Source organism: Pseudomonas entomophila (genome assembly GCF_029193575.1).
GTDB classification, from domain to species: Bacteria; Pseudomonadota; Gammaproteobacteria; order Pseudomonadales; family Pseudomonadaceae; genus Aquipseudomonas; species Aquipseudomonas entomophila_G.
In genome coordinates this window covers 63319-86361 of sequence record NZ_JARGCS010000009.1, presented here as the reverse complement: position 1 = coordinate 86361, position 23043 = coordinate 63319, and the positions used below count along the sequence as shown (strand labels likewise).

Genomic DNA, 23043 nt, shown 5'->3' with positions numbered 1-23043 from the left:
CGAGCCCCCACACAGGCTCACCGTCGTTCTTGAGCGCGGCGCGGTACCTGTGTGGGCTTGTACCCCCGCGATCACGGACACAGTCCGTGCCATCCACCCGGCACCGCGTCAATCCGCCAGCCGCGGCAACACCTCGTCCAACCGCCGATGCAGCGCACTGCCACTCGGCCAGTTGCGCAGCAAGCGCGCCCTATCCCGGGCATAGGCCGGCGCGAAACTCAGCTGGGTCGCGTGCTGGCACATGGCATCGAGGTCGATCAGCGACCACTCCCCGCCCTGCCAGAACAGGTTGTGCCCCTTGAAATCACCATGGCTGATACGCGCCTGGATCAACCGCTGCATCAGTTGCACCAGCGCCTCAACCTGCTCCTGCGGCGCCTCGCCGCTCTGCACATGCGGCGCGAAGCAGGCCGTCAGGTCCGGCCCATCGGCATACTCGGTGACCAGGTACGCCGTGCTGCGCAACCCCATCACCCGCTGCTCCAATACCGCCAGTGGGCGCGGCGTGGCGATGCCGAGGAACTCCAGGCGATGCCCCTCGATCCACGAATGCCAGGCCCGGCTCGGGCGCCAGAAACGCTTGAACCAGTGCGCGGTGCTCTTGATGTTGTAGCGCTTGAGCACCAAGCGGCGGCCGCCCACCTCGACCCGCGCCACACTGGCCGCGCCACCGGTCTTGTACAGGTGGCCCTGGTCGATCAGCGCATCGGCCTGGGCCAGCACCGGCGCCAGCGCCTCGACCTCGCCACGGCGGATCGCCCGCAAGCCCGAGAGGCTGCGCTCGACGCTGAACAGCGTGCAGTCGCGCCCGGCCTTCTCCAGGTAGTCCTTCTGGCGCCAGGCGCGCACCTTGTCCACCTGCTTCTGCAGGGCTTCCAGCGGCAACGCGTGTTCGGCGTTGGCCATCAGGTAGTGCAACAGCAGCTCTTCGATGAACGGCTCCAGGCGCTTGGGCAATTGGGCGAAGAACACCCCGAGGTTCTCCAGCACGCGCTGGCGCGACAGCTGCTGGCCCGGGGCCTCGGCCTTGATGCCGGCGCCGTCGATCAGGTACAGCTGGCCGCCGTGGCGCAGCAGGTTGTCCAGGTGCAGGTCTTCCTGCCACAGGCCCTTGGCGTGCATCCGCGCCACGGCGGTGAGGGCCTCACCGAGCACCGCCTGCTGCTCGTCGGCGAGCAACGGCAGGTGCTCCACCGCCGCCCAGGCGTCACCCAGGCTCTCGGCGTTTTCCAGGAACTCGAACAGCAACCAGCCGCCCTCGCCTTCCTTCAGGCCGTCGGCCAGCAGCTGCGGGGTGGTCAGGCCTTGCGCGGCTATCAGGCGCACGCCGTCCAGCTCCCGCTGGAAGTGCCGCGCGGCACTGCCGCCGACCAGCAGCTTGGCCAGCACGGGCGTGCCGCGCCAGACACCAGCACCGACGTAGCGCTGGCCCGGCAGCACGCGCAGCAGGCTGAGCAATTGCAGCTCGGCACTGCCGGCGGCGTCGGCCAGGGTCACGGTGAGGGGCAACGACGGGCTGCGCCCGGCGTCCTTGAGTTCAGACAAACGCATCAGCGGGCCTCTTTTTCACGACGGCGTTGCGTCAGGCGTTGCAGCCAAGTGCCGACCAACGCGCTGTCGGCGGGTTGCTCCAGGTAGGCGGCGAGCAGGCCGCGCACGTCGGCCTCGCTCCAGGCGCGGGCACGGCGCAGCAGCGGCTCGAGGTCCTTGAGGCGGTCGCGCATGCCGAACAGCAGCGGGCGGGTTTTCTCCAGGTCGATCAACTGCGCCTGCCAGCCTTCGCGGCGCTCGCGCAGGAAGATGTGCTTGGGGTAGAAGCAGCCATGCACCTGGCCAGCGGCGTGCAGGGTACGCGCCAGCTGGCCGCAGGCCTGGAGGATACCCTGGCGCTGCGCGGCCTCCAGCTGCGGCCATTGCGCCAGCAGGCCGTCGAGGTCGCTCCAGTCGTCCAGCGCACGGGTCATGAGGATCGCCCGGTGCTGGCCGCCCTGCTTGCGCTCGCCGTAGAACACCGCCTGCAAGGCCGGGATGCTGAGCTTCTGGTAGCGGCTGATGTTGCGAAACTCGCGGGCGAAGGTCGGCTCGCCGAACGGCCGGTGCAGTGTGCGCGTGAGGTAGTCGCTCTGGCGCTTGAGGTAGTAGCCCTTGCCCTCCAGCTCCAGGCGGAACACGCTGCTCCAGCCGCCGCGCCCGGTGTTGGGTTCGTCCACCGCGTCGAGCTGCAACGCCCACAACGCCTCGAAGTCGTTCAGGCCGTGGCGCTTGAGCAGCGCATGGTCGGCACTGGCCAGGTAGTCGGTCATTCCCTTCCCTCGAAAAAGCTCACCACCTGGCGCACCCGTTGCTTGTCCTTGGCATTGAGCCGCGCATGCCCGCGGTACTGCAGGTAGAAGCGCAGGCGCTGGGTTGCCGACAGGTGGTATTTGGCGACCTTGTCCAGGCACGCCAGGTCCTTGATCACCCGGTGGCGCAGCATGAAGCCGCGCCAGAAGTCGCCGGTGGGGCAATCGATGAAGAATAGCGTGCCCTGGTCGTCGACCAGCAGGTTGCGCCATTTCAGGTCGTTGTGGGCGAAGTGGTGATCGTGCATCACCCGCGTGTGCCGCGCCAGTTGGCGGCTGACATGGTCGACCCAGCGGCGGTCGGCCAGGCGCGGGTCATCGCGCCGGGCCAGCTCCGAGAGGTCCTCGGTGCGCGGCAGCTCACGGGTGATCATCGCCCCGCGGCCAAAGGCCAGGCCATTGCGCTCCAGGCCCCAGGCCACCACTTCGGCGGTGGGGATGCCCCACTTGGCGAACTGCTTGAGGTTCTGCCATTCGGCCTTGATCCGCGGCCTGCCGAGGAAGCGGCGCATGTGCTTGCCGGCGCCGGTGTAGCGCTTGACGTAGTAGTTGACCCCGTCGCGCTCGATGCGCACCACCTCACTGAGTGGGTCGTGGGTCAGGCGCTCGCCTTCAATGGCGAACACCGCGTCGATACTGCCAAATTCCGCCGCCAGTTGCTGGTAACCCGGCGCCAGTGTCCAACCCGCCATCAGAGCGCATCCCCATAGCGTTGCTTGCGATCGTAGAGTTTCTGCGCCTTGCGTTCGAGCCAGGCGAGCAGCGCGGCTTCCTCGGTGAGGACCTGGCGCAGCGGCTGCTGGAAGTAACCGCGCAGGAACCGCAGCTTGTCGCGGCGGGTCAGGCCGATGTCCAGCGCCGAGAAGTACAGCGCGGCCAGGTCCTTGTCGCGCCAGCGGCGGGTGATCTTCGCCCGGGTTTGCGCGCGGTGCAGGTCGATGACCGACAGTTTCAGGTCTTCGGGCGTCACCGGGCGGTCGGTGTGCAGCAGGAAGTGGCAGATGTAGCAGTCACGGTGGTTGACCCCGGCGCGGTGCATGCCGCCGGTCATCTTCGCCACTTCAGCGATCAGCGCGCGCTTGAGACGCGGCTCGGGCGGCTGGCGCAGCCAGTCGAGGCTGAAGTCTTCCAGGCTGACGGTCGGCGCCAGTTCCTCGGTGACGATGAACGAATGCTGGGTCGCCGGGTTGCTGCCGCGCTCGCCGTAGGCCACGGCGGTCATGGTCGGCACCCCCACCTCGTGCAGGCGCTGGATGGCCTGCCACTCCTGGCCGGCACCGAGCACCGGCAGCTTGGCGCTGAACAGGTTCTTGAAGATCTCGCCCCAGCCGATGCCGCGGTGGATCTTGACGAAATACCCCGCGCCCTCGACCTCGGTGCGCAACGTCCGGCGGCCTTCCAGCTCGCGGTACACCTCGCCCTGCAGGGCCTCCACGGCCTCGAAGGGGTCGCGCCCGGCCCACAGGCGCTTGAACGGCTCGGCCAATATCACGGTCATGCGGCCCCCTGGCCGAGGATCACGTCGGCGGCGTGCTGCGGCATGCTGTACAGGTCGGCGCTTGCGGCGAAGGCCAGGCCGTTGCGGCTCCAGGTCGCGCGGGCCGGGGCGTCTTCGAGCATGCGTTGCAGGTAGGTGTTGAGCTGCTCTTGCTCGAACGGCTCGTCCAGCACCAGGCCGCTGTCGGCCTCGGCGATGTAGTGGGCGTAGCCGCAGACCTTCGACACCAGCACCGGCAGGCCGGCCACCAGGGCCTCCAGCAGCACGGTGCCGGTGTTCTCGTTGTAGGCCGGGTGGATCAGCAGGTCGGCGCCCAGCAGGAAGCGCGGGATGTCACTGCGGCCCTTGAGGAACTGCACCTGCTCGCCCAGGCCCAGGGCCGCGCTTTGCAGCTGGAACACCTTGGGGTCGTCCTGGCCGATGACCATCAGCCGGGTGCGCTTGCGCAGCGCCGAGGGCAGCGCGGCCAGGGCCTTGAGACTGCGGTCGACGCCCTTGGTCTTGAAGCCCGAGCCGATCTGCACCAGCAGCAGCTCGTCGTCGCCCAGGCCGAATTCCTCGCGGAAACCGGCGCGGATCTCGGCGGCGTTGGCCGGCGCGCGGCGGTCGTGGGAGATGCCCGGCGGCAGCAGGTGGAAGCGCGCCTCGGGGGTGCCGTAATGCTTGATGAACAGCGGCTGCTGCACCTCGGAGATCATCAGAATCTCGGTGGCAGCGTCCTTGGCGAACACCGCCCGCTCGTACTCGGCGAAGTGCCGGTAGCGGCCCCAGCGGCGGTACAGGCCGCCGCGCAGGGTCTGGGCCTTGTCTTCGAAGCAGCCGTCGGCGGCGTAGTACACGTCCAGCCCGGGCATCTTGTTGAAGCCGATCAGGCGGTCGACCGGGCGCTTGGCCAGGTCGGCGGCCATCCAGGCGCTGAGCTTCTCGTTGCGGCGGTGGTTGAACAGCGCCTTGACCGGCGCCACCCGCACCTCGAAGCCCGGCGGCACGTCGCCTTCCCAGATCAGCGTGTACACACGGATCTGGTGGCCGCGCTGCTGGCACTCCAGCGCGATGCGCATGAAGTCGCGCTGCAGCCCGCCGAAGGGAAAATACTTGTAAAGCACGAAAGCCAGTTGCATCAACGAACATCCTCAGCCAGCAGCAGCGCGCTCAAGCGGCCCGCCACATGCTCGGGATTCAGGCGAGTGAAGCACAGAGGCCACTCGCGTTTGAGATCGAACCGGCGCAGGTCCTCGGCGCTCGGTTTGTAGGTGCACTTCTTCTGCAGGCACGGCGCGCAGGGGAAGTTGCTGGCCTGGTGAATCTGGGCGCGTCCGTAGGCGCCGGTCAGGCCGGGGTTGGTCGGGCCGAACAGCGAGATGGTCGGCACGTCGAGGGCCGCGGCCAAGTGGCCGAGGCCAGTGTCCACCGCCACGCAGGCCTTGGCCGCGGCGAGAATGCGCGCAACCCCTGCGAGGTTCAATTTGGGAAGCACCTTGCAATGGTTCAAGCCTTGGGCGATGCGTTCGGCGCGGGCCTTCTCCGCCGGGTTGCCCCAAGGCAGCAGCACCTGCAGCTTGCGCCGGCCCATGCGCTCGGCCAGCTCACGCCAGTAGGCCTCGGGCCAGTGCTTGGTGGCCCAGGTGGTGCCGTGCAGGAACACCACGTAGGGCGCCACCGGCGGCAGCTCCAGGCGGGCGAGGTCCAGGCCGTAGTCGCCGATGCCCTCGGGCAGGTCATAGGCCAGGGCCAGGGCGAACAGCTGGCGCACCCGCTCCACGGCGTGCTGGCCGACGGCGACCGACAGGCGCCGGTCATAGAAGCGGCTGGCCCATCCCTCACGCGCCGAATAACGGTCGAGCCCGGCCACCGGCGCCTTGACGTAGCGGGTCAGCCAAGCCGACTTGACCAGGCCCTGGGCGTCGATCACCAGGTCGTACTTGCGCTCGCGCAGGCGTTGCTTGAAGGCCTTGAACTCGCCGCTCTTGAAGGTCTGCCAGAGGTTCTTGCGCCAGCGGCGGATGGCCACCGGAATCACCTGGTCGACCGCGGGGTGCCAGGTGGGGATCTCGGCGAAGCCCTCCTCCACCACCCAGTCGAAGCGGATGCCGGGGATGGCGTGGGCGGCGTCGGTCAGCGCCGGCAGGGTGTGGATCACATCGCCCAGGGACGAGGTCTTGATGATCAGTACCCGCACTTAGTCGACCTCGGCCATGACATCGATCAGGTTCGGCCCGCCCAGGCGCGTGAGCGCGGCGATCACCGCCTCGGGTTCCAGCAGGCGCAGGCAGTTGTAGTGGCCGAAGCGGCAGGTGCGCTCGAAGCACGGGCTGCATTCGATGCCGGTGCGCACCACCTCGACCCGCTCGGCCAGCGGCGGGGTGAAGCCCGGCGAGGTCGAGCCGTACACCGCCACCAGCGGGCGGTTCAGCGCGGCGGCCACGTGCATCAGGCCGGAGTCGTTGGACACCACCGCATCGGCGCAGGACATCAAGTCGATGGCCTCGGCCAACGAGGTTTCCCCGGCCAGGTTGCTGGACTCCTCACGCAACCCCGGGATCAGCCGGTCGCGGATCTGCTCACCCACCGGGTGGTCGTTCTTCGAGCCGAACAACCATACCTGCCAGCCCTGGCGAATCAGCGCATCGGCGACCTGGGCGTAGTGCTCGGCGGGCCAGCGCTTGGCCTCGCCGAACTCCGCGCCCGGGCACAGCGCCAGCACCGGGCGGTCGAGCGCCAGGCCGAACTTGGCCAGCGCGGCCTCGCGGCTCTGGGCTTCGATCTGCAGCGAGGGGCGTGGGTAGGGTTGCGGCAGCGCGGCACCCGGCGCATAGGCCAGGGCCATGAAGCGCTCGATCATCAGCGGGTAGCGCGTCTTGTCGAGGGTGCGCACGTCGTTGAGCAGGAAGTAGCGCATCTCGCCGCGCCAGCCGGTGCGCTTGGGGATGCCGGCGAAATACGGCACCAGCGCCGACTTGAGCGAGTTGGGCAGCAGGATCGCCTGGTCGTACTGCCCGGCGAGCGATTTGCCGATGCGCCGGCGCGTGGCCAGCTCCAGGGCGCCGTGGCCGAGCGGAAAGCTCAAGGCCTGGCGTACCTCGGGCATGCGTTCGAGTATCGGCCGGCTCCATTCGGGGGCCAGCACGTCGATCACGCATTCGGGGTGCTGCTGCTTCAGGCACTGGAACAGGGTCTGCGCCATCACCATGTCGCCGACCCAGCTGGGGCCAATGATCAGTATTCTCATGCTTTATCCAGAAACGCTGCTGTAGGAGCGGGCTTGCCCCGCGAGGGCGTCGGCACGGGCAACGGGGTTGGTCCTGCTGACGCCCTCGCGGGGCAAGCCCGCTCCTACAGGGTTCGGTGAGGGCCGGAGCGAGCGGCCTCCCCTCTTTATATTCAGGCTATGTGGCGGACAGTGTACCACTCAGCTCAAACCGAGCTGCCCCCAGATCCGCCGCACCTCCCGGCGCTCGTCCACGAACTGCCCGGCATCGATGACCCCGGCCTGCTTCTGCAAGGCCTGGCGGTGCGAGGCCGAACGGAAGGCCTTGTACACCTCGCGCAGCAGCACGGCATCGGCGGCGGGCATCAGGCCGGCCTGCTCGAGCTCTTCGAGGATGCGGATGTTGTCGGTCCAGCGCAGGATCGCCGGGTGGTCGTGGGACCAGGCCAAAGCGGCGTATTGCACCATAAATTCGATATCCACGATACCGCCGGCATCCTGCTTGATATCGAACGGCTGGCCGGCGTCGAAGGCGTTGCCGGCGGTGCCTGCGGCGGTACCCTTGCTGCCCAGGTTGTCGCGCATCTTGGCGCGCATCTCGCTGACTTCGACGCGCAGTTTTTCCAGGTCGCGGGGCTGGCCGAGCACCCGCGCGCGCACGTCTTCGAAGGCCGCCGCCACCTGCTTGCAGCCCACCAGCACGCGGGCGCGCACCAGGGCCTGGTGCTCCCAGGTCCAGGCTTCGTTCTGCTGGTAGCGCTCGAAGGCGCCGACCGAACTCACCAGCAGCCCCGAGGCGCCGGAGGGGCGCAAGCGCATGTCGACATCGTAGAGCTGGCCGGAGTTGGTCTGGGTGGTCAGCAAATGAATGATGCGCTGGCCCAGGCGGGTGAAGAACTGCGCACTGTCGATGGGTTTGGCGCCGTCGGTTTCGGCGTGCGCGTCGCCATCGTGGATGAACACCAGGTCCAGGTCCGAGCCGTGGCCCAGTTCGAGGCCGCCGACCTTGCCGTAGCCGACGATGATGAAGCCCGGGTCGCACAGGCTGCCGTCGCTGCGCTTGGGCTGGCCGTGGCGGGCGACGGTCTGGCGCCAGGCCAGGGCCAGCACCTGGTCGAGGATCGCCTCGGCGAGCCAGGTGAGGTAGTCGCTGACCTTCATCAACGGCAGGTTGCCGCTGATTTCCGAGGCCGCCACGCGCAGGCTGTGGGCCAGCTTGAAGTGGCGCAGGGCCTCCATCTGCTGCTCCAGGTCGTCCTCGGGGATGCGCGTCAGCCGCTCGCGCAGCTCAGAGACCAGCTCCGGCGCCAGCGGCGGGCTGAACAACCGGCCCTCGTTTAGCAGCTCGTCGAGCAACAGCGGGTAGCGGGCGATCTGCTCGGCGATCCACGGGCTGGCCGCGCACAGGGTCAGCAGACGGCGCAGGGCGCCGGGGTTTTCGGTCAACAACACCAGGTAGGCGGAACGCCGCGCCACGGCCTCGACCAGCGGCAGCACGCGTTCCAGCACCAGGTCGGGGTCGTCGTGCTCCACCGCCTGGGCCAGCAGGCGCGGGATGAAGGCGTCCAGGCGCTCGCGGCCGATGCGCTGCATCGAACGCAGCGCCGGGCTGGCGCGCAGCGATGCCAGGCGCCGCAGGGCCTCGGCGGGCTGCTTGAAACCGGCCTGTTCGAGCTGGCGGCTGGCGGCATCCTCGTCCTGGGCCTGCTCCCACAGCGGCGACCACTCGCCGCCGACCACCAGTTCGCCCTCGCCCTCCTCTTCATCCGGGTCGGCGATCACCTGGCGAAAGTGCCAGTCGACGCGCCCACGCCACTGCATCAACTGGTCGTGGAACGCCTGCCAGTCGGCGAAGCCAAGCATGTAGGCGACCCGTGCGCGGTCCTGCTCGCCGTCCGGCAGCATCTGGGTCTGGCGGTCGGCGATGGCCTGGATGGCGTGCTCGGTGTATCGCAGGAACTCATACCCTTCGCGCAGCTCACCGACCACTGCCGGCGGCAGGTAGCCCTGGCCTTCGAGGGTGGCCAGCACCTTGAGCAAGGGCCGCTGTTGCAGGCTCAGGTCGCGCCCGCCGTGGATCAGCTGGAAGGCCTGGGCGATGAACTCGACCTCGCGGATGCCGCCCGCGCCGAGCTTGATGTTCTCGGCCATGCCCTTGCGCCGCACCTCCTGCTGGATCAGCTGCTTCATGGTGCGCAGCGCCTCGATGGCGGAGAAGTCCAGGTAGCGGCGGTAGACGAACGGGCGCAGCATCTCCTGCAACTGCGCCCCGGCCACTTGGTCGCCCGCCACCACCCGCGCCTTGATCATCGCGTAGCGCTCCCAGTCGCGGCCCTGGTCCTGGTAGTACTGCTCCAGGGCGTTGAACGAGAGCACCAGCGCGCCGGCAGAGCCATAAGGGCGCAGGCGCATGTCGACGCGAAACACGAAGCCGTCGACGGTGACAGGGTCGAGCGCCTTGATCAGCCGCTGGCCCAGGCGGGTGAAGAACTCCTGGTTGTCCAGCGAGCGCTTGACCCCTTCGGTCTCGCCGCCCTCCGGGAAGGCGAAGATCAGGTCGATGTCCGAGGACAGGTTCAGCTCAACCGCGCCGAGCTTGCCCATGCCCAGCACCACCATGTGCTGCGGCTGCCCGCTGCGGTTGCCGATCGGCGTGCCGAACTGCTGGCAATGGCGCGGGTACAGCCATTGATAGGCTTCGTCGATGCAGGCGTCGGCGAGGTCGGACAGGTCGCGGCAAGTCTCGCCCAGCGCCGCCTGGCGGGTGACGTCGCGCCAGATGATGCGCAGCTGCTGACGGTTGCGCGCGCGGCGCAGGTTGCGCGCCAGTTCGTCCTCGCCCTGGGCGGCGTCGGCGGCTGCCTTGATACGCGCGCGCATCTGGCCGGGGGCGAACGGCTGGTCGAGCTCGCCCGAAGCGATCAGCTCGAACAGCGTCGCCGGTTCGCGCTGGGCCTGGTCGAGGACGAACTCGCTGGCCGCGGCCACCTGGTCGAACTGCAAGCGGTGCGCCGCGCTCCAGGCGTCCGGGTCCAGGCCCGGGTGGCTGGCCAGGGCATCGCGCAGGCTCTGTCGGTTACGGGCGACCAGCGGTTGCAGGGAGGCAGGCAGATCGAGCGGCAAAGGCAAGCGCATGGTCTATCCTTGATCGGCGTGAAAGAGAGGGGGATGGGTGGTCGAGAGAGGGCCGGACCACGGTTGGACTGTCATACAAAAGTTGGAAATAGCTGAAAAACGCGAATCATTGGCAAGAAACATCAAGGTTCACCCGACGCAAGCACAGTACCAACCCACAGGAACGTTTTTCTCCACAAACTGAACGGCGGCCAAAAGCCGGTTTTCTGTAGTTTTACTACTACCCCTTCAGTGCAAAAGCATGAAATGCCGAACCATTTGTAGTAAAACTACACGGCGCCGGATCACTGTCCGGCTAATCCAAGAATTCACGACGTCTGCCCAAAAGGCCAGTCGCAAACTCAGGCTTCCGATTCTGGTTGCCTTTCCGCCCTGGAGCAAGCCATGCAAGACCTCGATCCCGTCGAAACCCAGGAATGGCTGGATGCCCTGGAGTCGGTCCTCGACAAAGAAGGCGAAGACCGCGCTCATTACCTGATGACCCGCATGGGCGAGCTGGCCACCCGTAGTGGTTCGCAGCTGCCGTATGCCATCACCACGCCATACCGCAACACCATCCCTGTCACCCACGAAGCACGCATGCCTGGCGACCTGTTCATGGAACGCCGCATTCGCTCGATGGTGCGTTGGAACGCCCTGGCCATGGTCATGCGCACCAACCTGAAAGACTCGGACCTGGGCGGACACATCTCGAGCTTCGCCTCCAGCGCCACGCTGTACGACATCGGCTTCAACTACTTCTTCCAGGCCCCGACCGAAGAGCACGGCGGCGACCTGATCTTCTACCAGGGCCACGCCTCGCCAGGCGTCTACGCCCGCGCCTTCATGGAAGGCCGCATCAGCGAAGAGCAGATGAACAACTTCCGTCAGGAAGTCGACGGCAACGGCCTGTCTTCGTACCCGCACCCGTGGCTGATGCCTGATTTCTGGCAGTTCCCGACCGTCTCGATGGGCCTGGGCCCGATCCAGGCGATCTACCAGGCGCGCTTCATGAAGTACCTGGAAGCCCGTGGCTTCATCCCGGCCGGCAAGCAGAAGGTCTGGTGCTTCATGGGCGACGGCGAGTGCGACGAGCCGGAATCCCTGGGCGCCATCGCCCTGGCTGGCCGCGAGAAGCTGGACAACCTGATCTTCGTCATCAACTGCAACCTGCAGCGTCTCGACGGCCCGGTTCGCGGCAACGGCAAGATCATCCAGGAACTCGAAGGCGTGTTCCGTGGCGGCGGCTGGAACGTCAACAAAGTGGTCTGGGGTCGTTTCTGGGACCCACTGTTCGCCAAGGACACCAACGGCGCCCTGCAGCGTCGCATGGACGAAGTCATCGACGGCGAGTACCAGAACTACAAGGCCAAGGACGGCGCGTACGTCCGTGAGAACTTCTTCAACACCCCAGAGCTCAAGGCCATGGTCGAAGACCTGTCCGACGACGAGATCTGGAAGCTCAACCGTGGCGGCCACGACCCGTACAAGGTCTATGCGGCCTACCACCAGGCGGTCAACCACAAGGACCAGCCGACCGTCATCCTGGCCAAGACCATCAAGGGTTACGGCACCGGTGCTGGCGAAGCCAAGAACACCGCGCACAACACCAAGAAGGTCGACGTCGACAGCCTGCGTCACTTCCGCGACCGCTTCGACATCCCGGTCAAGGATGCCGACCTGGAAAACCTGCCGTTCTTCAAGCCTGAAGAAGGCTCCGCCGAAGCCAAGTACCTGGCCGAGCGCCGCAACGCCCTGGGTGGCTTCGTGCCGCAGCGCCGCGCGCAGAGCTTCAGCGTGCCGACCCCGCCGCTGGAAACCCTGAAAGCCATCCTGGATGGCTCGGGCGACCGCGAAATCTCGACCACCATGGCCTTCGTGCGCATCCTGGCGCAACTGGTCAAGGACAAGGAAATCGGCCAGCGCATCGTGCCGATCATCCCGGACGAAGCCCGCACCTTCGGTATGGAAGGCATGTTCCGCCAACTGGGCATCTACTCGTCCGTGGGCCAGCTCTACGAGCCGGTCGACAAGGACCAGGTGATGTTCTACCGCGAGGACAAGAAGGGCCAGATCCTCGAGGAAGGCATCAACGAAGCCGGCGCCATGTCGTCGTTCATCGCCGCCGGCACCTCGTACAGCTGCCACAACCAGCCGATGCTGCCGTTCTACATCTTCTACTCGATGTTCGGCTTCCAGCGTATAGGCGACCTGGCCTGGGCCGCTGGCGACAGCCGCACCCGTGGCTTCCTGATCGGCGGCACCGCCGGCCGCACCACCCTCAACGGTGAAGGCCTGCAGCACGAAGACGGCCACAGCCACATGATGGCGGGCACCATCCCGAACTGCCGCACCTACGATCCGACCTACGGCTACGAGCTGGCGGTGATCATCCAGGACGGCATGAAGAAGATGACCGAAGAGCAACAGGACATCTTCTACTACATCACCGTGATGAACGAGTCCTACCAGCAGCCCGCCATGCCGGCCGGTGTCGAGGAAGGCATCATCAAGGGCATGTACCTGCTCGAAGAAGACACCCGCGAAGCCGCGCACCACGTGCAGCTGATGGGCTCCGGCACCATCCTGCGCGAAGTCCGCGAAGCAGCGAAGATCCTGCGTGAAGAGTTCAACGTCGGTGCCGACGTGTGGAGCGTCACCAGCTTCAACGAACTGCGTCGCGACGGCCTGGCCGTGGAACGCGCCAACCGCCTCAAGCCTGGCCAGAAGCCACAGCAGACCTACGTCGAGCAGTGCCTGAACGGTCGCAAGGGTCCGGTCATCGCCTCCACCGACTACATGAAGCTGTTCGCCGAGCAGATTCGCCAGTGGGTGCCGAGCAAAGAGTTCAAGGTCCTGGGTACCGACGGCTACGGCCGCAGCGACAGCCGCAAGAAGCTGCGTCACTTCTTCGAAGTCGACCGTCACTTCGTGGTGCTGGCTGCGCTGGAAGCCCTGGCTGACCGTGGCGAGATCGAACCGAAGGTGGTGGCCGACGCCATCGTCAAGTTCGGCATCGACCCGGACAAGCGCAACCCACTGGACTGCTGAGGAGTATTTTTAAGTGAGCGAACTCATTCGCGTACCTGACATCGGCAGCGGTGAAGGTGAAATCATCGAGCTGTTCGTCAAGGTCGGCGACCGCATCGAGGCCGACCAGAGCCTGCTGACCCTGGAGTCCGACAAGGCCTCCATGGAGATCCCGGCCCCGAAAGCCGGCGTGATCAAGGAACTGAAGGTCAAGCTGGGCGACCGCCTGAAAGAAGGCGACGAGCTGCTGGTGCTGGAAGTCGAGGGCGCCGCTGCGGCGTCCGAGGCGCCGGCCGCCGCCGCCCCGGCTGCCGCACCCGCCGCCGCTGAAAAGCCGGCCGAAGCCGCCCCAGCGCCGGCCGCAGCCCCTGCTGCCGCCAGCGTGCAGGATATCCATGTGCCGGACATCGGCTCGTCGGGCAAGGCCAAGATCATCGAAGTGCTGGTCAAGGTCGGCGACACCGTCGAAGCCGACCAGTCGCTGATCACCCTGGAGTCCGACAAGGCCTCCATGGAGATCCCGTCGCCTGCCGCGGGCGTGGTCGAAGAAGTGCTGTGCAAGCTGGAAGATGAAGTCGGCACTGGCGACCTGATCTTCAAGCTGAAAGTTGCTGGCGCCGCGCCTGCCGCCGCGCAGGCTCCGGCCGCTGCCGCCCCGGCTCCGGCCAAGGCTGAGGCCGCTCCGGCTGCCGCGCCTGCCGCTGCCCCGGCTGCCGCCTCAGCCGCCACCGCGCCGGCCGCCGGCAGCGGCGCCAAGGTTCACGCCGGCCCCGCCGTGCGCCAGCTGGCCCGTGAATTCGGTGTCGACCTGGGCGCCGTCGCGGCCACCGGCCCGCACGGTCGCATCCTGAAAGAAGACGTGCAGGTCTACGTCAAGGCCATGATGCAGAAGGCCAAGGAAGCCCCGGCCGCCGCCGGCGCGACCGGTGGCGCCGGCATCCCGCCGATCCCGGCCGTGGACTTCAGCAAGTTCGGTGAAGTGGAAGAAGTCGCCCTGACCCGCCTGATGCAGGTCGGTGCCACCAACCTGCACCGCAGCTGGCTGAACGTGCCGCACGTGACCCAGTTCGACTCCGCCGACATCACCGAGCTGGAAGCCTTCCGCGTTTCGCAGAAAGCCGCCGCCGAGAAGGCTGGCGTCAAGCTGACCGTGCTGCCGCTGCTGCTCAAGGCCTGCGCCTTCCTGCTCAAGGAACTGCCGGACTTCAACAGCTCGCTGGCGCCAAGCGGCAAGGCGATCATCCGCAAGAAATACGTGCACGTCGGCTTCGCCGTGGACACCCCGGACGGCCTGCTGGTCCCAGTGATCAAGAACGTCGACCAGAAGAGCCTGCTGCAGCTGGCCGCCGAAGCCGCTTCGCTGGCTGAGAAGGCCCGCACCAAGAAGCTCTCGGCGGACGAGATGCAAGGCGCCTGCTTCACCATCTCCAGCCTCGGCCACATTGGCGGCACCGGCTTCACGCCGATCGTCAACGCGCCTGAGGTGGCGATCCTCGGCGTGTCGAAGGCGACCATCCAGCCGGTCTGGGATGGCAAGGCCTTCCAGCCGAAGCTGATGCTGCCGCTGTCGCTGTCCTACGATCACCGCGTGATCAACGGCGCCGCCGCCGCGCGCTTCACCAAGCGCCTGGGCGACGTGCTGGCGGATATCCGCACCCTGCTGCTGTAAGGCGGCAACCCGCCCCTCCCCGGAGGGGCGGCACCCTTTTCGAGCTGCCACGCTCGTACCTCAACCCCGTCACGTTCTGGCGGGGCTTTTTTTTGCCACGTTTTTTGTGCTGGGTTTTCCGGCCGAATCGCGGGGCCAGCCCGCTCCCACAGGGGTTGCGCCGCTGCACGGGGGTGCGGAACCTTCAGATTCCCCCCACCCAGCCGACAACCTGCATGAAGCTTCCCACATGGCCGCTTGCCAGCCCTCGGGACATGATGCACCCTTGCTCAACGCGCCGCCGCCTGACCCTTGGCAACCGCGCCAACCGCCCCCTTCAAGCGAGTCTTCGATGAAAAGCCAACCCGATGCCGTCAGCCGAGTGGCGGCCGAGGTCGTGACGCAGCTACCCGTGCCCTCGCGGCTCGGCATGCTGCGTTTCGAGCGGCTGAACGAGGCCAGCTGGGCGATGCTTTACCTGGACCCCGGCTGCGAGCGCCAGTTCGGCCTGGCCGCCGCCGAGCTCTGCGCGTTGATCGGCTCGCCCTACGCCAGCCTGATGGAACCCGAGGCACGCTACAAGCAACACGACCAGATCCAGCTGCAACTGGCCCAGCGCGGCCACTACCGGGTGCGCTACACCCTGCATGCGGCCAGCGGCCCGCTGCGCCTGCTGGAGGTCGGCGAAGCCTACAAGCAGCACAATCGCCAACTGCTGCGTGGCTACCTCACGGTCCTCGACGACCAGCAAGACACCGGCCCGGAACTCGACGCAAACGATCTCGAGTCGCGTAACAGCCGCCTGGAACTGGCCCTGCAGTTGAACCAGCGCGCCCAGCAGGAGCAGCTCGAACACCTCGAACGGGTGCATGCCCAGCAGGACCTCATCCTGCGCCTGGCACGCCAGCGCTACAGCGCCAGCAACTCGCTGCTCGAAGCCGCCGAACTGATCACCCGCAGCGCCTGCGAGATCTACAAGGTCGACTGCGCCAGCCTCTGGCACCTCAACGAGCAGCGCCTGGAGCCGATCAGCGCCTGGTACCAGCACGAACAGGCCTACCGCCTGCCGCAGCCGATCGATGCCAGCCGCTTCCCCGACTACCTCGAGGCCCTGCACGCCAGCCGCGCCATCGACGCGCACAATGCCAGCCACGACCCGCGCACCCGCGACATGGCCGAAAGCCTGTTCAACACCGACAACAACGCCATCCTCGATGCCAGCATCCGCGTCGATGGCCAGGTGGTCGGCGTGCTGTGCCTGGAGCAGACCGCCCAGCCGCGGGCCTGGCAGTCCGACGAGATCGCCTTCGCCGGCGAGCTGGCCGACCAGTTCGCCCAGGTCATCACCAACCATAACCGACGCACCGCCACCAGCGCCCTGCACCTGTTCCAGCGTGCGGTCGAGCAAAGCGCCAGCGCCTTCCTGCTGGTCAACCGCGACGGCGTGGTGGAGTACGTCAACCCCAGTTTCACGGCGATCACCCAGTACAGCACCGAGGAGGTCCAGGGCCATCACCTGGCCGAGCTGCCAGCGCTGGAGAACCTCAGCGAGATCCTCTTCGACTCGCCGTCGAGCCTGGCCATGGGCAACAGCTGGCAGGGCGAGTTCAAGAGCCGGCGCAAGAGCCTGGAGCCGTACTGGGGCCAGTTGTCGATTTCCAAGGTGTACGGCGACAACCGCGAACTGACCCACTACATCGGCATCTACGAAGACATCACCCAGAGCAAGCTGGCCCAGCAGCGAATCGAGCGCCTGGCCTACACCGACAACCTGACCAGCCTGGGCAACCGCCCGGCGTTCATCCGCAGCCTCGACGAGCGCTTCGCCCGCGACGGCGACAGCCCGATCTGCCTGCTGCTGGTGGACATCGACAACTTCAAGCGCATCAACGACAGCCTCGGCCACACGACCGGCGACAAGCTGCTGATCAGCCTGGCCCGCCGCCTGCGCAACAGCCTCAGCAGCGGCGGCAGCCTGGCGCGCTTCGCCAGCAACGAGTTCGCCGTGCTGCTCGACGACACCAGCCTGGAAGATGGCCAGGGCGTCGCCCTGCAATTGCTGCGCACCCTCGACAAACCGATGTTCGTCGACAACCAGCTGATCAACGTCACCGCCTCGGTGGGCCTGGCCTGCGCCCCGCTGCACGGCAGCGACCCGGCGACCCTGATGAAGAACGCGGGCCTGGCCCTGCACAAGGCCAAGGCCAACGGCAAGCACCAGGTGCAGGTGTTCACCGAGGTGCTCAACGCCGAGGCCAGCTACAAGCTGTTCGTCGAGAACAACCTGCGCCGCGCCCTGACCCAGAACGAGCTGGAGGTGTTCTACCAGCCCAAGCTGTGCCTGCGCAGCGGCCGCCTGCTGGGCCTGGAGGCGCTGCTGCGCTGGAACCACCCCGAACGCGGCATGATCCGCCCGGACCAGTTCATCAGCGTGGCCGAGGAAACCGGGTTGATCATCCCCATCGGCAAGTGGGTGGTGCGCCAGTCGTGCCGCATGAGCCAGGAACTGCGCGAGGCCGGCATGGGCAACCTGCACGTGGCCATCAACCTGTCGCCCAAGCAGTTCTCCGACCCGGAGCTGGTCAGCTCGATCGGCTCCATCCTCAAGGAAGAAGCCCTGCCGCCGCACCTGCTGGAACTGGAACTGACCGAAGGCCTGCTGCTGGAAGCCACCGAGGACACCCGCCGCCAGCTCGACGACCTCAAGCGCCTGGGCCTGACCCTGGCCATGGACGACTTCGGCACCGGCTACTCGTCGCTGAGCTACCTGAAGAAGTTTCCCATCGACATCATCAAGATCGACCGCAGCTTCATCAACGAGATCCCGGCCAACCAGGACGACATGGAGATCACCTCGGCGGTGGTGGCCATGGCCCACAACCTCAAGCTCAAGGTGGTGGCCGAGGGCATCGAGACCGCCGAGCAGCTGGCGTTCCTGCGCCGGCACCGCTGCGACGTCGGCCAGGGCTACCTGTTCGACCGGCCCATCCCCGGGCGCGAGCTGGTCGACAAGCTCAAGCGCTACCCGCGTGGGCCGCTGGCCTGACAGCTGGGCCGGTCTCGGGCACACTAGGGGCATTCGGGCCTCATCGCGGGGCAAGCCCGCTCACGGGGAGCGGCTTCCCCGCGATGAGGCCGGCCCTGCCCACCCAAACTCCACAGAGGTGCCACCATGGTCCTGCGTTCGGAAATCCTGGTGAACAAAAACGTCCTACCCACCGCTGAACAGGCCCTGCCTGGTCGCGAAACCCCCATGTCCCTGCCCGAATTCCACTACGTATTCGAAGGCACCCCGCTGCTCGGCCCGTTCTTCGAGGGCGATATCGACTTCGCCATCTTCGGCCTGGGCTGCTTCTGGGGCGCCGAGCGCCGCTTCTGGCAGCGTGAGGGCGTGGTCAGCACCGTGGTCGGCTATGCCGGTGGCTTCACCCCCAACCCCACCTACGAGGAAGTCTGCTCGGGCCTGACCGGCCACACCGAGGTGGTCCTGGTGGTGTTCGACAAGCACCGGGTCAGCTACCAGGAGCTGCTGGCGATGTTCTGGGAACTGCACAACCCAACCCAGGGCATGCGCCAGGGCAACGACATCGGCACCCAGTACCGCTCGGCCATCTACTGCACCAGCCCCGAGCAACTGCAACAGGCCCAGGCCAGCCGCGCGGCGTTCCAGGCCGAGCTGAGCAAGGCCGGCTTCGGCGAGATCACCACCGAGATCGACCAGGCCCCGACCGTGTACTTCGCCGAGGCCTACCACCAGCAGTACCTGGCCAAGAACCCCAACGGCTACTGCGGCATCGGCGGCACCGGCGTGTGCCTGCCACCGAGCTTGCAGGGCAACTGAGCCATGGCTTCGATGACCCTGTTCCACTCGCCGCTGTCGCCGTTCGTGCGCAAGGTGATGCTGGTGCTGCACGAAACCGGGCAGCTCGACCGGGTCACCCTGCACGGCGTGAACATCAGCCCGGTCGCGGGCGACGCGCAGCTCAACCAGGACAACCCGATCGGCAAGATCCCGGCCCTGCGCCTGGCCGACGGCACGGTGCTGCACGACAGCCGGGTGATCTGCGAGTACCTCGACCAGCAACACGTCGGCAACCCGCTGGTGCCGCGTGAAGGCTCGGCGCGCTGGCGCCGCCTGACGTTGGCTTCGCAGGCCGATGCGATCATGGATGCCGCCGTGTCGAGCCGCTACGAAACGTTCCTGCGCCCGCAAGACAAGCGCTGGGACGGTTGGGTCGAGGCGCAGACGCAGAAGATCCAGCGTGGCCTGGCCAACCTTGAGCAGCAGCACCTGGCGGAGCTGGCCTCGACCTTCGACATCGCCGCCATCGGCGTGGCCTGCGCGCTCGGCTACCTGGACCTGCGCCAGCCGCAGTTCGGCTGGCGTGAGCGGCAGCCGGGGCTGGCGGCCTGGTACGCCGAAGTGAGCCAGCGGCCGTCGATGCTCGCCACCGTGCCGGTTGCCTGAACCGCACGGAACCCGTAGGAGCGGGCTTGCCCCGCGATTGGGCCGCACAGCGGCCCCCTACTCACCCCGGTCTCGGCGCAAACAACAACCCAATCCGCACCGCCAACCACCGCCTGACCTCCCGATCCTCCCTCATGCCGCCCTCCCCACCCGCGCCCAATCCAGCCGCCGGGTCAGCACCATGAACACGCCCAGCAAGCCAAAACACAGCAACGAGCCCATCAACAGCGCATAGTCCTCGGCACTCAACAGCCCGTACAGCAACCCATACAACGCCGCCAGCCCCGCCGCGAAGCCCAGCCCGCGCCCCACGCTGTGCAACACGTGGCACAGGTAGAAACCGATCAGCAGCACGCACGCCGACGCCGACAGCCCATACGCCAGGCCGAAGCCCAGGTGCTCGGACAACGACAGCAGCAACAGGTAGAACAACGCCAGCGCCGCGCCGACCAACAGGTACTGCACCGGGTGCACGCTGAGGTGCTTCAACACCTCGAAGAGGAAGAAGCCGGCGAACGTCAGGGCGATGAACAGCAGCGCGTACTTGATCGCCCGTTCGCTCTTGAGGTACTGGTCCACCGGGTCGACGAAGCCAACCCCGAAGCTGCGGCCCTGAAGCTCCGCGCACTGCTCGGTGATCGTGCACTGGCGCAGCGCGTCCTCCAGGTTGGTGGCGAAGATCGAGGTCTGCCAGTGCGCGTTGAAGCCCTTGGCGTCGATCTCGCGGCGGCTCGGCAGGTAGCTGCCGACGAAGCTTGGGTGCGGCCAGTTGGCGCGCAGGTCGACACTGCTGCTGCGCCCCACCGGCAGCATGTGCAACTGGCCGGTGCCTTGCAGGGCGAGGTCGAAGGCATAGTCGAACGCACCGGCCTTGCGCGCATCCAGCCCCGGCAGCGGCACGTGCACGCCATCGCGCATCCACGTCAGCCCCGTGCCGGCCTGGAAGGGCAGGCGCTGGTCGTTCAGAGTCAGTTCCAGGTTGCTCTCGATGCCACGGATGTCACTGATGCCCACGGCCAGGAACGGCTTGTCGAACTGGTAGTCGTCGAAGTCGCTCTCGATGCCCCAGCGCTCCGGCACCTTGAAGCGCCCGCTGACCCGGCCCTTGGCGTGGAACAGCCGCGCCTGGTAGATGCCTCGGGCGCGCAGTTCGGTGTCGACGTCCATGTCCACGTCGAAGGTCTCCGGCAGGAAGTACAGCTGGCCGCTGACATAGCGCACCTCCTGGGTGCTGGCGCCGTCCTTCTCCAGCCAGCGGCGCTCGACCTTGCGGTACGGCACCACCAGCAACGGGCCGCTGAGCTGTTGCTCGAAGCTCGAGCTTTCGGCGATGTCACGCAACACGCCGTCGCGCAGGTTCTGCCGTTCGTCGATCAGGCCGTCGATCATCAGCAGGGGAATCAACAGCAGCAGGATCAGCAGGGCGATCATGCCGAGCTTGAAACCTAGGGTTTTGTTCATGGGGCAGGCTCCGGTTGTGATGGGCGCAGTGTCAGCCGCGCCCGTGGAGCCGTTGGGGAGGGCATGTGGAGACTGTGTGGAGATTGTGTGAGGTCAGCAGCGGCCCCATCGCGGAATCAGCTGACCCGCCGCACCGGCAACCACAACCGCACACGCACGCCGCCTTCATGGTTCGCCACCTCCAGCGCCCCGCCGTGCAACTGCATCACCTCATCCACGAAATTCAGCCCCAGCCCCGTGCTCTTGCGCCCCGTGCCGGGCCTGGGCAGCGAATAGAAGCGTTCGCTGACCCGGCCAAGGGCGTACTCGGGAATCGCCTCCCCCTGGTTGAACAGGCTCAGCGCCACCCGCTCGGCGCCCTGCTCGAGCTCGAACAGCAGCGCGCCACCGGGCGGGGTGAAGTCCAGGGCGTTGTCCAGCAGGTTGGCCAGCGCCTGGCGCATGAGGAACGGGTCGCACAACAACCGCACCCCCACCGGCACTCGCTGGCGCACCTGCAGGCCGGCACTTTCGATGCGCGCGGCATGGGCCAGCAGCAGTTCATCCACCAAGGCCGCCAAAGCCACCTGCTGCTCATCCTCCAGCGCCTGCAACTGCTCGACCTGGGCCAGGTTGAGCAAACGCTCGATCATCTGCTGCAAGCGCCCGCTCTCGCGTTCGATATTGCCGGCAAAGCGCGCCCGCTGCTCGGCGGGCATGTCGCCCTGGAGCAATTCCGAAGCACCCCGGATCGCCGCCAGCGGGCTCTTCAGCTCGTGGGTGAGGGTATGCACGTAGCGCTCGACGTAGGCCTTGCCCTCCAACTGCGTGCGCATGCGCTCCACCGCTGTGGCCAACTGCCCCAACTCACCGCCCGTGTAGTGCGGCAAGGCCGCGCGCTGGCCCTCGCTGACCGCCTGGGCGTACTGGGTAAGGCGGCGCAGCGAACGCGCCAGCCACCACGACAGCAACGCGCCCACCAGCAGCCCCAGGCCGATCAGGCCCAGGGCCAGGTTCAACAGGCGCCGCTCGGCGCGGTCGATGTAGGGCTGCAGCGAGGTGTTGGGCTTGGCCACGGTGACCACGCCGATGACCTGGCCCTGGTCGAGGATCGGCGCCGCCACGTGCATCACCGACGTGTTCTCGTCGTTCGGGTCGCTGCGCGTGGAGCGCGCGCCGTACTGGCCGCGCAAGGTCAGGTAGACGTCGTTCCAGCGCGAGTAGTCCTTGCCCAGGGCCTCGCCGCTGGAGTCGAGCAGCACGATGCCCTGGGCGTCGGTGACGTAGATGCGGTGGCTGACCCGGTTCTTCGCCAGGCCCCAGATCTGCGCGCCCGGGCGGCGCTGGCCGTAGGATTCCAGCACCCGTGGCAGGTCGCTCTGGGCCAGGGTGCCGGCCTTGACGTCGGCACGCAGGATCTCCGCCAGCAGGTTGGCGGTGTCCACCAGGGTTTCCTCGGACGACTGGCGCACCACCGGGCGGATCTGTTCGCGCACGGTGTTGAGCAGGAAGTACCCCGCCAGCCCGACGAACAGGAAGTACACCAGGAAAATGCGGATGCCCAGGCGCATCAGGCGTGTTCCGGGCTATAGCTGTAGCCCAGGCCGCGGTGGGTCTGGATCGCCTCGGCGTCGGCCCTGACCTGGCGCAGCTTGGCGCGCAGGCTCTTGATGTGGCTGTCGATGCTGCGTTCGTAGCCCGCGTCGGCCGCCACACCCAGGGCGTCGAGCAACTGCTCGCGGCTGAACACCCGGCGCGGTTGCTCCAGCAGGCACTGCAGCAGACGGAACTCATGGCGAGTCAGGGCCAGGGCCTGGCCGTGGTAGAGAATGCGCATGGCCAGGGTGTCGACCTCGAACGCGCCGTCAGGCGCCGCCGAGGGCTCGGCGCGCGGCGCCATGCGCTTGAGGATCGCCCGCACCCGCGCGGTGACTTCACGCGGGCTGAACGGCTTGACCACGTAGTCGTCGGCGCCGATCTCCAGGCCCACCACCCGGTCGATCTCGGCATCGCGGGCGCTGAGGAACATCACCGGCACCTCAGTGAAGCGGCGCAGTTGGCGGCAGGTCTCGAAGCCGCTGATGTCGGGCAGGCCGATGTCGAGGATCACCAGGTCCGCCGGGCGCAGGCGCTGCTGCTCGACAGCGGCGCTGCCCAGGGTCACCCACTCGGTGCTGTGGCCGTCGGCTTGCAGGGCGTAGACCAGGGTGTCGGCGATGGCGGCTTCGTCTTCGACGATGAGGATGTGGGGCATGGCGGGGGCTCTGTGGGCGCGACGCCTGCATTGTCTGGCCG

General features: G+C 67.2%; 16 protein-coding genes. 5 read left to right on the top strand and 11 right to left on the bottom strand.

What is annotated here, in order from left to right; all coding sequences use genetic code 11:
• Window positions 1–108: 108 nt before the first annotated feature.
• The 8 genes from P0Y43_RS03375 to glnE form a co-directional block, all read right to left on the bottom strand.
• Entirely contained in the window at window positions 109–1551 is a 1443-nt protein-coding gene (locus P0Y43_RS03375) for a lipopolysaccharide kinase InaA family protein (RefSeq protein ID WP_275635892.1), read from the bottom strand.
• Window positions 1551–2303: a lipopolysaccharide kinase InaA family protein gene (locus P0Y43_RS03370; protein WP_275635891.1), complete on the bottom strand. Its 753-nt coding sequence runs from the start codon at window positions 2301–2303 to the stop codon at window positions 1551–1553. Before P0Y43_RS03370 ends, P0Y43_RS03375 begins: the two co-directional genes overlap by 1 nt.
• Entirely contained in the window at window positions 2300–3034 is a 735-nt protein-coding gene (locus P0Y43_RS03365; protein ID WP_275635890.1) for a lipopolysaccharide kinase InaA family protein, read from the bottom strand. The genes P0Y43_RS03370 and P0Y43_RS03365 overlap by 4 nt, the downstream gene beginning before the upstream one ends.
• Window positions 3034–3840 carry a lipopolysaccharide core heptose(I) kinase RfaP gene (gene rfaP / locus P0Y43_RS03360; RefSeq protein ID WP_275635889.1) on the bottom strand — a complete coding sequence of 269 codons (807 nt, stop codon included), beginning with the start codon at window positions 3838–3840 and terminating at the stop codon, window positions 3034–3036. The genes P0Y43_RS03365 and rfaP overlap by 1 nt, the downstream gene beginning before the upstream one ends.
• Window positions 3837–4961 carry a glycosyltransferase family 4 protein gene (locus P0Y43_RS03355; RefSeq protein WP_275635888.1) on the bottom strand — a complete coding sequence of 375 codons (1125 nt, stop codon included), beginning with the start codon at window positions 4959–4961 and terminating at the stop codon, window positions 3837–3839. Before P0Y43_RS03355 ends, rfaP begins: the two co-directional genes overlap by 4 nt.
• Window positions 4961–6019 (bottom strand): lipopolysaccharide heptosyltransferase I, encoded by a 1059-nt coding sequence (gene waaC / locus P0Y43_RS03350; RefSeq protein WP_275635887.1) that lies wholly within the window; start codon window positions 6017–6019, stop codon window positions 4961–4963. Before waaC ends, P0Y43_RS03355 begins: the two co-directional genes overlap by 1 nt.
• Window positions 6020–7069: a lipopolysaccharide heptosyltransferase II gene (gene waaF, locus P0Y43_RS03345; RefSeq protein WP_275635886.1), complete on the bottom strand. Its 1050-nt coding sequence runs from the start codon at window positions 7067–7069 to the stop codon at window positions 6020–6022.
• A gap of 180 nt (window positions 7070–7249) precedes the next feature.
• Window positions 7250–10183: a bifunctional [glutamate--ammonia ligase]-adenylyl-L-tyrosine phosphorylase/[glutamate--ammonia-ligase] adenylyltransferase gene (gene glnE, locus P0Y43_RS03340; RefSeq protein WP_275635885.1), complete on the bottom strand. Its 2934-nt coding sequence runs from the start codon at window positions 10181–10183 to the stop codon at window positions 7250–7252.
• Window positions 10184–10567: 384 nt separating this feature from the next.
• On the opposite strand from glnE, the gene aceE reads away from it, so the two are divergent.
• The 5 genes from aceE (at window position 10568) to P0Y43_RS03315 (ending at window position 19308) form a co-directional block, all read left to right on the top strand.
• Window positions 10568–13213 (top strand): pyruvate dehydrogenase (acetyl-transferring), homodimeric type, encoded by a 2646-nt coding sequence (aceE, locus tag P0Y43_RS03335; protein ID WP_275635884.1) that lies wholly within the window; start codon window positions 10568–10570, stop codon window positions 13211–13213.
• A 13-nt stretch (window positions 13214–13226) separates the two neighbouring features.
• Window positions 13227–14861 carry a dihydrolipoyllysine-residue acetyltransferase gene (aceF, locus tag P0Y43_RS03330; protein WP_275635883.1) on the top strand — a complete coding sequence of 545 codons (1635 nt, stop codon included), beginning with the start codon at window positions 13227–13229 and terminating at the stop codon, window positions 14859–14861.
• Window positions 14862–15192: 331 nt separating this feature from the next.
• Complete coding sequence (locus tag P0Y43_RS03325; RefSeq protein ID WP_275635882.1) at window positions 15193–17886, top strand: putative bifunctional diguanylate cyclase/phosphodiesterase; 2694 nt, start codon at window positions 15193–15195, stop codon at window positions 17884–17886.
• Between the two features lie 126 nt (window positions 17887–18012).
• Window positions 18013–18681, top strand: coding sequence for a peptide-methionine (S)-S-oxide reductase MsrA (gene msrA / locus P0Y43_RS03320; protein WP_275635881.1), 669 nt, complete (start codon window positions 18013–18015; stop codon window positions 18679–18681).
• Window positions 18682–18684: 3 nt separating this feature from the next.
• The gene (locus P0Y43_RS03315; RefSeq protein WP_275635880.1) at window positions 18685–19308 is read left to right on the top strand and encodes a glutathione S-transferase; all 624 of its coding nucleotides are present in this window, start codon (window positions 18685–18687) and stop codon (window positions 19306–19308) included.
• Between the two features lie 132 nt (window positions 19309–19440).
• Here the strand turns inward: P0Y43_RS03315 and creD are convergent, their stop codons facing one another.
• The 3 genes from creD to creB form a co-directional block, all read right to left on the bottom strand.
• On the bottom strand, window positions 19441–20769 hold the full coding sequence (gene creD, locus P0Y43_RS03310) for a cell envelope integrity protein CreD (RefSeq protein WP_275635879.1): 1329 nt from the start codon (window positions 20767–20769) through the stop codon (window positions 19441–19443).
• 116 nt (window positions 20770–20885) lie between these two features.
• Window positions 20886–22319, bottom strand: coding sequence for a two-component system sensor histidine kinase CreC (creC, locus tag P0Y43_RS03305; RefSeq protein WP_275635878.1), 1434 nt, complete (start codon window positions 22317–22319; stop codon window positions 20886–20888).
• Window positions 22319–23002 carry a two-component system response regulator CreB gene (gene creB / locus P0Y43_RS03300; protein ID WP_275635877.1) on the bottom strand — a complete coding sequence of 228 codons (684 nt, stop codon included), beginning with the start codon at window positions 23000–23002 and terminating at the stop codon, window positions 22319–22321. The genes creC and creB overlap by 1 nt, the downstream gene beginning before the upstream one ends.
• Window positions 23003–23043: the final 41 nt, after the last annotated feature.

What these genes read in the sequence shown, in the direction of transcription:
- P0Y43_RS03365 (WP_275635890.1), bottom strand. Translation starts at nt 3,034, where the DNA reads ATGGCGGGTTGGACACTGGCGCCGGGTTACCAGCAACTGGCGGCGGAA.
- P0Y43_RS03355 (WP_275635888.1), bottom strand. Translation starts at nt 4,961, where the DNA reads ATGCAACTGGCTTTCGTGCTTTACAAGTATTTTCCCTTCGGCGGGCTG.
- creB (WP_275635877.1), bottom strand. Translation starts at nt 23,002, where the DNA reads ATGCCCCACATCCTCATCGTCGAAGACGAAGCCGCCATCGCCGACACC.
- P0Y43_RS03315 (WP_275635880.1), top strand. Translation starts at nt 18,685, where the DNA reads ATGGCTTCGATGACCCTGTTCCACTCGCCGCTGTCGCCGTTCGTGCGC.
- creC (WP_275635878.1), bottom strand. Translation starts at nt 22,319, where the DNA reads ATGCGCCTGGGCATCCGCATTTTCCTGGTGTACTTCCTGTTCGTCGGG.
- msrA (WP_275635881.1), top strand. Translation starts at nt 18,013, where the DNA reads ATGGTCCTGCGTTCGGAAATCCTGGTGAACAAAAACGTCCTACCCACC.
- P0Y43_RS03375 (WP_275635892.1), bottom strand. Translation starts at nt 1,551, where the DNA reads ATGCGTTTGTCTGAACTCAAGGACGCCGGGCGCAGCCCGTCGTTGCCC.
- aceE (WP_275635884.1), top strand. Translation starts at nt 10,568, where the DNA reads ATGCAAGACCTCGATCCCGTCGAAACCCAGGAATGGCTGGATGCCCTG.
- glnE (WP_275635885.1), bottom strand. Translation starts at nt 10,183, where the DNA reads ATGCGCTTGCCTTTGCCGCTCGATCTGCCTGCCTCCCTGCAACCGCTG.
- creD (WP_275635879.1), bottom strand. Translation starts at nt 20,769, where the DNA reads ATGAACAAAACCCTAGGTTTCAAGCTCGGCATGATCGCCCTGCTGATC.
- P0Y43_RS03370 (WP_275635891.1), bottom strand. Translation starts at nt 2,303, where the DNA reads ATGACCGACTACCTGGCCAGTGCCGACCATGCGCTGCTCAAGCGCCAC.
- waaF (WP_275635886.1), bottom strand. Translation starts at nt 7,069, where the DNA reads ATGAGAATACTGATCATTGGCCCCAGCTGGGTCGGCGACATGGTGATG.
- rfaP (WP_275635889.1), bottom strand. Translation starts at nt 3,840, where the DNA reads ATGACCGTGATATTGGCCGAGCCGTTCAAGCGCCTGTGGGCCGGGCGC.
- P0Y43_RS03325 (WP_275635882.1), top strand. Translation starts at nt 15,193, where the DNA reads ATGAAAAGCCAACCCGATGCCGTCAGCCGAGTGGCGGCCGAGGTCGTG.